This window comes from Streptomyces sp. NPDC019531, from assembly GCF_044903305.1.
Classification (GTDB): Bacteria; Actinomycetota; Actinomycetes; order Streptomycetales; family Streptomycetaceae; genus Streptomyces.
In genome coordinates, this window is record NZ_JBJDQL010000048.1 from 61,308 (window position 1) to 73,007 (window position 11,700).

An 11,700-nucleotide genomic window follows, 5' to 3' on the forward strand; every position below is an offset into this window, starting at 1 on the left:
GTTCAGCCGCCGAGCCCCGCGTCCTGGCGGAACAGCTCCTGCTCCAGCCATATGGCCGCGCGCGCTCCGTCTGCGGCCCCCGTGACGACGAAGGTGAGCGCGTCCGGCAGCGCCTCCAGGCGGGCGGCGTCCCCGGCCGCGTAGACACCGGGCACGCTCGTGCGCTGGAACTCGTCCACGCGGACGCAGCCGTCGGGAAGTATCCGGCAGCCGAGTTGTTCGGCGAGGGGGGAGTGCTGCCGGGTGGGCGCCCGGTGGTACACGGCCTGCCGGTCCAGGACCCGCCCGTCCGCCAGGACGATACGGATCTCGCTCTCCTTGCCCTCGATCCGGGAGACCGGTGTCTCGTCGACCGCGATCCCGGCCTCGGCGAGCTTGCCCGCCGCCTGCTCGGGCACCGGATGCCCGTCCGTGCACACGATCACGTCGTGACTGAACCGGTCGGCGACATACAACGCCTGCATGACCTGAGGGAATTCGTGACCGAGCACGGCGAGCTTCCTCCCCCGCGTCTCCCAGCCATGACAGAAGGGGCAGTGATAGACACCCCGGCCGAAGAGCTCACTCAGCCCCTCCACCTGATCGAGCACATCGACCTGCCCGGTGGCGATGATCACCTTGCGACCGGACACCCGTGCGCCGTCCCCGAGCGTCAGCACGAACCCGCTCCCGTCCGTCTCGGCCGTGGTCACCAGCGCCTCACGGATCTCCACGCCCGGGTACACGGCGAGCTGTTCACGGCCTATGCGTCGCAGCTCCGCCGGGGGAAAGCCGTCACGGCTGAGGAGCATGTGCATCTCCGTGGCCGGCGCGTTGCGTGGTACGCCGCTGTCGAGAAGCAGCACGCTGCGGCGCTGGCGCCCGGCCACCAGCGCCGCGTTGAGACCGGCAGGGCCTCCACCGACCACGAGTACGTCGTACGACATGGGTCTCCTCTGTTGCGTCCGTTGTGCCTGTTGTATCTGTTGCGTCTGTTGCGTCTGTTGCGTTCAAGAGGCGTTGTCGCCAGATCCTTACTGATAATAGTTATCAATTCCATCTGAAAGTCCGTAACACCCACCGAAAGGCGATCCCATGGAGTCCAGCGGGGCAATCGGCATCCTCGGCGGCTACGGAGCCGTCGGCAGTTCAGTGGTACGTCGCCTGCACCAGGCGGACATCGGCCCGCTCCTGGTGGGCGGCCGGGACCCTTCGCGCGCAGGCGCGCTCATCGCTTCGCTGCGGCACCGTCGAGGCACGGCGTCGGTCCGCGCTGAGGCGGTCGACCTCTGGTCCGCCTCCCTGGACTCGTTCCTCAGCCGCTGCCGACTCGTCGTCAACTGCGCGGGCCCGTCCTACCGCGTCCTGGACACCGTGGCCCGGGCGGCCCTGCGCCACGGGGTGGACTACGTCGACGCGGCGGGCGACGACCCGCTCCACGCCCGGCTGACCGCGGACGGCGGCGGAGCCGACGCGTGGACGGCCGCGGCCCGCATCGCACTGATCTCCGCCGGAGCCCTGCCGGGCCTTTCCGGACTCCTGCCCCGCGTCCTGCTAGAACCGGCGGCGGAGCCGGTCCGCCTGGAGGGGTACGTGGGCGGAGTGGCAGCGCTCACCCCTTCAGCCGCGGGAGACGTACTCCTCGCCCGGGGCCCCGAACACGGCACCTCCTCCGCGGCCTGGAAGGACGGGGCGATACGCGACCGTGCGCTGAAACCCCGGCGCGACCTGCGGCTCCCGGCCTTCCCCCGACCGGTGGCCGCCTTCCCCTACCTGTCCACCGAGGCCGCCCGCCTCGCCGAGACCACGGGCATCCGCCGACTTCACTGGTACACCGTCTTCGGAGGCACCCGCCTCGCCGAAGAGCTCGCCATGGCCTGGGCCCTGGACACCGCTGACACCGCTGACACCGCCGAACTGGTCCGCGCCGCGGACGAGGACGTACGCCGCCACGGCTCCTGGTACGGACAGGAGTTCCGCCTGTGGAACGGGACCGACGACGGCCCGCCCACCCGCACCCACACCCTCCGCGCCGAGGACTCCTACGAACTCAGCGGCTTCCTCGCGGCCACCGCGGCGCAACACGTCCTCGCCGGCCATGTGAAACCCGGCGTGCACTACGCGGCGGACGCGCTCGACCCACAGTCGACCGCCACGGCTCTGGCAGCGGATCCCGTGGCCGAGCTGGAGATGACCTGAGCAACGCCCACGGGCGGGTCGCGCACGCTCGTGCGGCCCTGCTCCGGCTCCAGCCATTTCCAGGCGGGACGCCGCCCCACAATTCGTAATGGATACCATTTTCATGTAGCTTCTTTTTCCACCCCCAAGCCCCCATCGGCTCGTCCCGGAGGACCCCATGGCCGTGCCCAAGCGGAAGATGTCCCGCAGCAACACCCGCCACCGTCGTGCCCAGTGGAAGGCCACCACACCGCAGTTGGTGCCGGTCACCGTCGACGGCGTCCCCTACCTGGTGCCGCAGCGGCTGGCCAAGGCGTACGAGCGCGGGCTGCTGCGCCCCGAAGGCTGAGACCATGCCGTACGACGAACCCCGTCGCCTCCCCGTCACCGTCCTGTCCGGCTTCCTCGGCGCCGGCAAGACCACCCTCCTCAACCACGTCCTCGGCAACCGCGAGGGCCTGCGCGTCGCCGTCATCGTGAACGACATGAGCGAGGTCAACATCGACGCCGCCCTGGTGCGCGGCGGCGAGGCCGCCCTGTCGCGGACCGAGGAGCGGTTGGTCGAGATGACCAACGGGTGCATCTGCTGCACCCTGCGCGACGATCTGCTGGAGGAGGTCGACCGGCTGGCCCGCGAGGGCCGCTTCGACTATCTCCTCATCGAGTCGTCCGGGATCTCCGAGCCCATGCCGGTGGCCGCCACCTTTGCCTTCGCCCGCGACGACGGGGCGACGCTCGACGACCTCGCCCGGCTGGACACCATGGTGACCGTGGTCGACGCGGCGAACTTCCTCACCGAACTGGCAAGCGGGGACGAGCTCGTCGAGCGCGGCCTGGACCAGTACGAGGACGACGAACGCACCGTCAGCGACCTGCTGATGGACCAGATCGAGTTCGCCGACGTGATCGTGCTCAACAAGCTCGACCTCGTCGACTCGGAATCCGCCGACAGGCTTCGGGCGACGCTGAGCCGCCTCAACCCGGCCGCCCGCACCGTCCCCGCCGTCCACGGCCGAGTGAAGGTCGGTGACGTCCTCGGCACCCGGCTCTTCGACCTGGAACGCGCCCAGCAGGCCCCCGGATGGGTCAGGGAACTCAACGGCGACCACGTGCCCGAGACGGAGGAGTACGGCATCTCCTCCACCGTGTTCCGCTCCGAACTGCCCTTCCATCCGGGGCGGCTGTGGACGTTCGTGACCGAGGAACTCGACAGCGGAGCCTACGGGCGGGTCCTACGGTCCAAGGGCTTCTTCACCCTGGCCAGCCGCCCGCACGTGACCGGCCTGTGGTCACAGGCGGGCTCCGTGGCCCGCTTCGAGCCCTCCGCCGCCCGCGACGACGGGAGTCCGCACGCTCAGGAGTTGGTCTTCATCGGCGCGGACCTGCACGCGGACGCGCTGCGAGCGGCGTTGACGGACTGCCTCCTGGCGGACGGCGAAAGCCTGCCGCCCGTCGACCCGTTCCCCGCCTGGGACACCTACGGCATCGACGACGCCTGCGAACACGAGACCCCCGCACTCGTGGCGGGGCCCTGAAGACTCCGGGTCGGGCGGTGGTCGCAGCCACGGCACCGCCCGACCCGGTACGGACACCGCCCGGGCCACCCCGCAGCGGTCCGTCTGGCAGGCTGATCACCATGGCAGTGAACCCCGCAGAGAAGACACCCGAACTCGCGCAGTTCACCCGACCCCATGAGATCTCTCCCGACCTCAGACGGGAACTGACCGACTGCTGGACGGCAGTGACCAACGCGGGCGGGGCCGTCATCGCCGCCAGTTTTCCGTTGCCGCCGGTGAGCTCGCGGGTCGTCGAGCCCGAGGTCGACCAGCTCGTCCTTGAACTCGATCCGCATCGCGGCAGGTTGCTCGTCGCCACCGTCGAGGACGTCCTCGCTGGCTGGCTGCTTCTTCGCCGTGATCAGCATCCGCTCGTCGCACACTGCGGCGTGGTCAACCATGTCCAGACCCACCCCCGTTTTCGCGGCCGGGGCATCGGTGCGGCGCTGATGGACCGCGTGGCCGCCGTCCGCCCAGAGGCCCGCACCGGCGAGACGTACGCCCGTTTCACCTCCCTGCGCGCCCAGATCCTCAACCAGTCACCGGAGTTCCGCGACTGCTGAGACCGGCCGTTCGGCAGCGGGCCGGCGCATCGCAACCCGGCCAACGACTGTGTGCAGGTGTTGGTATTCGACACGGAGACGGGCACTGCTTCCGAGGTCCCCGCCCTTGAGGGACATGCGATGCGGCCGAGGTACCCAGGCGCCGTCGCGGATCTCGCCGTCCGCCTCGAGTCGCCGTACGTCGTCCTCAACCTGCTGCCAGTCGACGGCCAGCCAGTTGGTAGCCATGGAGAGGCGATGGCCAGCGGGCAGGTCGACCGGAGGCTGTGGCCGACGGGACCGGGACGCCCGTCCCGGCCTCGGATGCCGCGCGTGCGTGGGGTACGGGCCGCAATCGCCTCCAACAGGCAGGGCACCGCGGCGGCACCGTCGCCGCAGGCCGTCAGAAGGTCCGGCGCGACCACTACCGCGCCGCGCCGGAACAACATCCCGATCAGCGCGAGAGCCGCCCGAACATCACATCGGCAACCGACCTCGCTGAACGGCGTCGGTCCTCTCCGACATCCCACGGCCCGTCCAGCGCCGCGGGACGGTGCAGGCGGGCGGCGGGTACGTTCCCCGATTCACCTCGTTCGATGACCGCGAGGGAGGCGCGGTTCAGGTTGCCTGTGGCCAGGCGCGCAGCAGGGCGGCGATCCTCTTGGCGGTGCATGCGGGATCGCGCAACAGTTCGCGTAGGGCGACGGCGTCTTCACGGGTGGGCTTGACCGGGATGCCGGAGGCTTCCAGGTACATCACGCCGGTCGCGGCGGCGACGGCCATGTTGGACCGCTCTAGCCAGCGGCAGCGACCGAGAATGTGCACGAGGGCCGCCGCACGTGCGTAGGGACCGTCGTAGACGGGTGTTTCCAGCAGTTCGGCCCGGTGGCAAGCGACCGCCGCCACGGGAACGCCGTAGTCGTCGGGGGCGGGATCTCCTGCGCCTGCGAGTTCGGCGACCTGGAGAATCCAGGGGACATCGATGTGCAGGTCCATTACGCGGCGTGCGCCCCCATCACGTGCTGTTCGCCGTCCTCCATCTCGTCGAAGACGGACTGGTGCTCGTCGAGGAAGCGCCGGGCGGCGTCCAGGCCCCGCTGCCGCAGCCCTTCGGTGTCCTCCCGAACGAGGCCGGCGATGTAGTCGCCGAGGCTCAGGCCGCGATCAGCGGCCCGGGCCTCAGCCAGCTTTTTGATCTCACTGTCGACGCGTGCGCCCAACTGTGTCTTCGCCATGCCTTCACGGTAACAGCTGTTACCACGATGTGGGACTGTCCTCCGCGGGCGTCCTGTCCTGTCGCGAGACCTCGCAGGTGAACCGGTCTCCCGTCACGCGCACGGTGACCGTCGCTCGGGACTGAGCAGACACGGGGCTGCTCTTTCGATCCCGTTGGATGGAAGGCCGGGACAGACGCCGGCCGAGCGGTCCGTACGACGGCCTCGGCCCAGGCGGGTCGGCGCTCCAGGATTCGCGCTCACACTCCTGGAGAGGACTTGGCCGCAGCTTGCCGCAGGAGGACGGGGGTGACGGCCGCTCTGGTGGACCACTGCGACGCGCCGTGAACCGTGACGCCCAGTTCCTCGTTGACCTTTACGGGAGCACCCATGGCGAGACCGGTCCACGGCTCCGCCCGGGACCGGCGTTCCGCCGGGACCGCTGGCGCGACCGGGGATCGTGTCCGCAGCGTTCCGACCACTTCGATGAGAGCTCAGAGGCGTGATGACGCAATTCGGAAGCAAGCTGTCCCGGAAGGACTGTGTGACGGCGGGAGCCGTTCTCGCCTCGGACGGTCCGTCCGCAGTCCAGGTACGGCGACCCTCCATTCGCGTGATAGTCCGCGGGTGCTCATGATTGACCGTTTGCCCCGGCCGTCCTTTCGGCCGGTGTACCTGGCACTGGCCGGACTGGCCACGGTGGGAGTCGCGATCGTCTGGCCCCCGGCCGGTGAACGGGGAGGCGACGACCGTGTCGAGGTGGGCCGGGTCTGCCGCTCCACCCTCACCCCCGGTCTGGAACTCTCCTGCGGAACTTATGGCTTCGGGGATCTCCGCTACGTCTGCCGGAAGCACGGCACCACCGGCTGGTGCGTGCTCGCAAGCGTGGTGACAGTACGCAACACGGGACGTTCCCGCGTGTATGTGACCGTCGTGAGTGGACCCCGGCAGGGCATCCGCGAGGAAAGCGACGACCGGATGATCGCTCCGGGGCGTTCGGTCACCCTCCGCCCCGGAGGACAGAGGTTCCTGTTCGACATCACTCTGCGCCGTACCGGAGTTGCGCCGGGCAGCCTTGAAGTGACCGAAGTGGGATGAGGTCCAGTCCCGGGGACCGGCGCTCAGGCACGCCGCACCGGCAGGGGCAGGGGCAGGCAGGTCAGGTCACACCGTTCCCCCGGAAGCGGCGCCGCAGGAGCCCACCTCCGCCGTGGCTTCCGATGCCGGTCCCTCCTCAGGAGTCGGTCCTCCCCCACGTCCGCACAACCCGCGAAAACGCGGGCCAGCCACTCGTCGGCCTCATCCGTCGCTTTTCCCTCCAGGCGGGCGTATCCGGCTTGCAGGGCGGCACCCCGCAGTCCCCGCTCAGCACCTTGGACGCAAAACCTTGGCGGAGCCGGTCCGCGTCATCTGAGGGTTGTGGCAGATGACGAAGCGCCGACCCGGAGCTTGGTCGAGCGTGAAACTTCATTACGTGATCGGAGTGTATGCGTGTCCGACAGCGACATGACGGAGTTGCCTCTCGCGGGCGGACAGGAACGGATCTGGCTTGGCCAGCTACGCAATCCCGACAGCCCGGCCTACAACATAGGCGTCTACATCGACCTACGCGGCCCCCTCGACCCGGAGGTGCTAAAACAGGCGGCCAAGCAGGTCCTCGTTGAGGCTGAGACGTTGCGGACCAGGATCGTGGAGGTCGGAGGGGAACTGCGCCAGCGCGTTGAGCCGGCTGAGTCATGGGAAGTGCCTCGTATCGACGTGTCCGGCGAAGCGGATCCCGAGCGCGCGGCGGCTGCGTGGATCGCCGCGGAGATGGCGCGGCCCCGGGCGTGGGGTCTGCCGCCGCACCACGCGTCCGCGTTGCTCGCGCTGGCGCCCGACCGCCACTGGTTGTTCGCCTCCACCCACCATTTGGTGTCCGATGCCTTCGGAGCCGCCATCCTTGTCCGCCGGGTCGCCCAGGTGTACACGGCCCTGTTGGAAGGCCGCGATCCGGCCGTTGGTGCGTTGCCGGGCCTGTCGGCGCTGCTGGACGAGGAAGCGGAATACCGAGCCTCCGCGCAGTACCAGGAGGACCGCAGCTACTGGCGCGACAGGCTCGCCGGCGAGCTGCGGCCCGTCAGTCTCTCCAACCGCACGGATCCCGCAGCGCCCGCCATGCGCCGCGACACGGTGCGACTCGATCCCGGCGTCATGGAGGGCATGGAGAAGTCCTCGAAGCGCGTGCGTGCGTCCTGGCCGAGGTCCTTCACCACAGCGGTCGCCCTGTACGTCCACGGCGTCACCGGGGAGAAGGACGTGGTGTTGGGGCTCCCGGTCTCCGTGCGTCCGACCCCCCTGAGCCAGGCTGTGCCCGGGATGCGCTCCAACATTGTTCCGCTGTGCCTTCGCGTGGAGCCGTGGATGAGCGTTCAGGAGCTCACAGCACACGTCCGGCAGGAGATGCGGGCCGCCCTCGAGCATCAGCGGTACCGTCACGAGGAACTCCGCGCGGACCTCGGCATCCTTGACAACGGCGGGCGAATGAACGGTCCCGTCGTCAACATCATGCCGTTCGACTATGACCTGCGGTTCGGGCAGACACGCGGGCTGATGCGTAATCTGTCCAACGGCCCGGTCACCGACATCGACTTCATCTGCTACGGCACGCCCCAGGACCCCGAGGGTGTCCGGTTCGACCTGGACGCCAACCCCGACCGGTACACCCAGGAGGAGTTCGACGGCCACCTGGCGGGCTTCCTCAGACTGCTGGACACTCTCTACGGCCCGTCCGGAGACGCCCCCGCACCGGACCGCACCGTCGCGGACGTCCTCATGTCCGCTGCGCCTGATGCGGAGAGGATCAGGACCGTCCCCGAAGGGCAAGTGCTTGCGGTCGAGCGGGCCGTGCAATGGCTCGGCACCCCCTACTCCTGGGGCGGAGGCACACCCGAGGGCCCGAGCACGGGCTACTGCGACGGGACGAACGGCTACGGCCCCGACGGAGAGTGCGCTGCCGCCGTCACGGTCGGCTTCGACTGCTCAAGCCTCGTGCAGTACGCCTACTGGCCCCTCGTCCAACTGCCCCGCGTCTCCGCCGAACAGTACGTTGCGACCTCGCAACGCCCTGTGGAACGCCAAGCCCTGCAGCCCGGTGACCTGGTCTTCTGGCACAACGGGGACCGCGTCTACCACGTGGCCGTATACGCGGGCGGCGGCGAGGTGATCCACGCTCCGCGGACCGGCAAGAACATCGTCCGGGTCCCACTGGACGAGGCCATGCCCACGGAGCACTACCACGGCGCCACCCGCCCCCTGCACGCCCTCTCGGGCGACGCCAGGTGAGGCCGACCGCCACGGATTCACGTACACCGCAGGACACCACAGGAAAGAGCCGCGCAATGGCGCCCACTAGCATCGAGATCCGCCCCGCCGAACGGGAGGACCTGCCCCGCGCACAGGAGATCCACCGGCACTACGTCGTCGCCGGGTACGCCACGCTAGAGGAAGAACCGCTGCCGCTGGAGGCATGGCACGCCCTGCACGGGCGGCTGACCGGGGCTCGTCTGCCGTTCCTGGTCGCCGCCGCGGACGGGGCGGTCGTCGGGTTCGTCTACGCCACGCCCGTGCATCCCGGACCCGCCCACCGGCACGTCGTCCAGGTGTCGCTCTACCTCGCCCCGGACACGATACGGAAGGGTGTCGGCTCCCTGTTGCTGTGCCGGCTCCTCGACGAGGTCCGCACCGTCGGAGTCCGGGAAGCGGTCGGCCTGATCAACGACGTGGACAGCGAACCGACAGTGGCCTTTTTCCGTTCCCACGGCTTCACGCAGGTGGGCAGGTTGCAGGGCGTGGGCCTGAAGCACGGGCGGACCGTCGACACCATCCTCATGCAACGGTCCCTGCGGACCACGGCCCCTGCGCTCTGAAACACCGACAGCCGGGTCTGCGCGGCTGAAGCACGTACAGCCGGGTCTGCCGGCGCCCGCTCGGTGGAGCGCGTCGCGCAGGGCGGCGAGTGCCTGGCAGTCCTCGGCCCGCTCGGCCGTGCACCCGCTCTCGCATACGACGCGAAGTTCGCCATGGGCCATCACGCCGGAGGCCGGCGGTGCGTCGCCAGGCCGGAGGGTGATCATCTGGGCCCTTTCGCCGGTCCACTGCCTTTCGAGCGGGGCCAGGTTGACGACGACATGGCCTTGTTCGTCAAGGTCCACCATTCACACAGGCCGAGACCCGGGGGCCAGTCCCAATCGTCCGTCGGCGTGCTGGTGACCGTGTGTCCGGCGGCGTACGGGTGCAGGACGTCGTGGCCGCCGACGCCCGCCTCGTCGACGTAACTGCTCTCGGCGCGGTAGAGACGCAGGCCCGCATGTACGGGGTGTTCATCGCTCCTCCGTGGGCTGGGCGGCGTCCGCCAGACCGACACCGCGACACGCCGAAGAGGAAAATTCCGCCGTCATCGGGCCCTGCTGACGCCGGCGTCGAGGACACCGTCCACCGCCTGGTCACCCGGGCGAAGCAGGGGCCGCGGCTCACCCTTGCGGTCGTTAAGCGCGGTGACGGCGCCTCAGGGTTCGTGGTGCTTCCGAGAGTGGTGCGTGGAGCGGACGTTCGCCTGGCTGTTTCGCTCGCGCCGTCCGGTGCGCGCCTACGAGATGCTGCCCACCGCCCAACTCTGCCGCGACCACGCCTTGATCAGCACCGCGGCGACGACTGCAACCTGATCACGACTTCGCCACCAGAGTCAGAAGCCACCCCGGCGCACGGGCCGGGCATCGCAGAACCGTGCCTCGTTCGAGGTGTTCACCTCTGCGCAGGCAGACCGGAAGGGTAGACCGGAGAAGAGCGCTCGACAACGCGGTCGGGTCGCGTTGTCGTGTAGCGGACACGTGCCACCAGGCTTTCCCCCACCCGCGGCGGCGGTTGTTCCGCAGGCACGAATAGGACTGACTCGTGCATGTGCGGCGGCTCCGCAAACCGGCACCTCTCTCCCGCGTAGAAGAACGGGAACAGATGCCGGTTGACGGCAGCACGCCCGGCACCCGTCATGTGCCTGACGCGCGGTAGCACGCCGCGTAGAGTCCTTGGTGCCCTCAGACCGATGCCATGGGACGTGCCACCAGCCACCACGACCAGATGACCGTCGGACACGGCCCGGCGCTGCAGTTCGCCGAAGCGTTCCCCCGCGACCACACGTACCACGTTGAGGACGGTACTGCGGTACTCGGCGACCTGGTGGCCGCCCAGCCATAGTCGAGTGCCGACGCGGAGGCGGAAGTCGGTGTCCAGAAACTGTTGACGAAGCCGGGCCAGTTCGTCGACTCCGAGATGGGAGACGAAAAAAGTACGTGGCGACAGCCCGGCTGATCGCAGGCAGTCAATCCATGTGATGACCTCTGCCATGGCGTCGGAGGTGTTGGCACGGTTCAGCGGCAGATGGAGGGAGAAGCCCGCGCACCGCAGGTTCTTCACAGCCGCGGACAACGCGGGAAGATCCTGCTCGGTGACTCCGTGGCGCCGCATGGAGGACATGAGCTTCACGACCGTACGCGTCCCCGCGAGATCGCGGGCTCCCTCGACGGAGGCGACGGTCCGAATGATCCGATGCGACAGCGGTACCGACTCCTCACCCCGCCGATAGGGGGTCAGTATCAGTACGTCACGGCTGAAGATGTCCTGGATCTGGGCGGCTTCGTACGGAGTGCCAACGGCAAGAAGCCGCACCCCCAGACGTGCCGTCTCCTGCGCTACTCGCTGCTGCCCGAAGCCGTACCCGTTGCCCTTGCAGACCGGAACAAGTTCAGGGAACTGTCGCAGAATGGACTCCTGGTGCTCCCGCCAGCGCGAAGTGTCTATGGAGAGCGTGAGCGTCATCGCCAGTTGCAAACCTTCCGGTGCTATTGCGTGGTCCTGGAACTGAACCACAACTCGGCTACCTCACCCCGGCCGAGACCGGGCGGGCGGCACCAACACACCCTCGCGGCATAAAGGGTGTCCGAGATCACGGGGAAACCTCCAAGGCCGGGTAGCCGACGAAGACCACCACCCCCGCATACAGCGGCTGACGCTTGACGCTGGGTGTGTCAATTTTAGCGGCTCTGGCCCGTAGTCGGTGGTGACGTTGGGTGTCTGTCAGGGCAGGAGGATGCGGTGGCGGATTCTCTGAACTTGTGATCTTGGTCTGTTCAGGGGGTCCGTGGGGACGGGATTCCGAGGTCGACAGCGCGGCGTGACCGGTGGTCGATCTGGTTG

General features: G+C 68.9%; 11 protein-coding genes. 7 read left to right on the plus strand and 4 right to left on the minus strand.

What is annotated here, in order from left to right:
• Nucleotides 1-2: 2 nt before the first annotated feature.
• Nucleotides 3-926 (minus strand): NAD(P)/FAD-dependent oxidoreductase, encoded by a 924-nt coding sequence (locus ACI2L1_RS37450; protein WP_404743896.1) that lies wholly within the window; start codon nucleotides 924-926, stop codon nucleotides 3-5.
• 148 nt (nucleotides 927-1,074) lie between these two features.
• Here ACI2L1_RS37450 and ACI2L1_RS37455 point away from each other — a divergent pair, with 148 nt between their 5' ends.
• From ACI2L1_RS37455 to ACI2L1_RS37470, 4 genes are all read left to right on the plus strand, one after another.
• Nucleotides 1,075-2,178, plus strand: coding sequence for a saccharopine dehydrogenase NADP-binding domain-containing protein (locus ACI2L1_RS37455; protein WP_404743897.1), 1,104 nt, complete (start codon nucleotides 1,075-1,077; stop codon nucleotides 2,176-2,178).
• A 157-nt stretch (nucleotides 2,179-2,335) separates the two neighbouring features.
• A complete protein-coding gene (gene rpmF, locus ACI2L1_RS37460; protein ID WP_181658604.1) occupies nucleotides 2,336-2,506 on the plus strand; it encodes a 50S ribosomal protein L32 in 171 nt (56 codons plus the stop codon).
• A gap of 4 nt (nucleotides 2,507-2,510) precedes the next feature.
• Complete coding sequence (locus tag ACI2L1_RS37465) at nucleotides 2,511-3,692, plus strand: GTP-binding protein (RefSeq protein WP_404743898.1); 1,182 nt, start codon at nucleotides 2,511-2,513, stop codon at nucleotides 3,690-3,692.
• A gap of 101 nt (nucleotides 3,693-3,793) precedes the next feature.
• On the plus strand, nucleotides 3,794-4,276 hold the full coding sequence (locus tag ACI2L1_RS37470; protein ID WP_404743899.1) for a GNAT family N-acetyltransferase: 483 nt from the start codon (nucleotides 3,794-3,796) through the stop codon (nucleotides 4,274-4,276).
• A 597-nt stretch (nucleotides 4,277-4,873) separates the two neighbouring features.
• Here ACI2L1_RS37470 and ACI2L1_RS37475 read toward each other — a convergent pair.
• A complete protein-coding gene (locus ACI2L1_RS37475; RefSeq protein WP_404743900.1) occupies nucleotides 4,874-5,251 on the minus strand; it encodes a fic family toxin-antitoxin system, toxin component in 378 nt (125 codons plus the stop codon).
• Nucleotides 5,251-5,490, minus strand: a complete 240-nt coding sequence (locus tag ACI2L1_RS37480; RefSeq protein ID WP_404743901.1) for a hypothetical protein — start codon at nucleotides 5,488-5,490, stop codon at nucleotides 5,251-5,253. The genes ACI2L1_RS37475 and ACI2L1_RS37480 overlap by 1 nt, the downstream gene beginning before the upstream one ends.
• Nucleotides 5,491-6,114: 624 nt before the next feature.
• Between ACI2L1_RS37480 and ACI2L1_RS37485 the strand changes: the two genes are divergently transcribed.
• From ACI2L1_RS37485 to ACI2L1_RS37495, 3 genes are all read left to right on the plus strand, one after another.
• Nucleotides 6,115-6,567 (plus strand): hypothetical protein, encoded by a 453-nt coding sequence (locus ACI2L1_RS37485; RefSeq protein ID WP_404743902.1) that lies wholly within the window; start codon nucleotides 6,115-6,117, stop codon nucleotides 6,565-6,567.
• Nucleotides 6,568-6,960: 393 nt separating this feature from the next.
• Nucleotides 6,961-8,793, plus strand: coding sequence for a condensation domain-containing protein (locus ACI2L1_RS37490; protein WP_404743903.1), 1,833 nt, complete (start codon nucleotides 6,961-6,963; stop codon nucleotides 8,791-8,793).
• Nucleotides 8,794-8,849: 56 nt separating this feature from the next.
• Nucleotides 8,850-9,377, plus strand: coding sequence for a GNAT family N-acetyltransferase (locus tag ACI2L1_RS37495; RefSeq protein WP_404743904.1), 528 nt, complete (start codon nucleotides 8,850-8,852; stop codon nucleotides 9,375-9,377).
• An 874-nt stretch (nucleotides 9,378-10,251) separates the two neighbouring features.
• Here the strand turns inward: ACI2L1_RS37495 and ACI2L1_RS37500 are convergent.
• The gene (locus tag ACI2L1_RS37500) at nucleotides 10,252-11,322 is read right to left on the minus strand and encodes an alanine racemase (protein WP_404743905.1); all 1,071 of its coding nucleotides are present in this window, start codon (nucleotides 11,320-11,322) and stop codon (nucleotides 10,252-10,254) included.
• Nucleotides 11,323-11,700 lie beyond the last annotated feature (378 nt).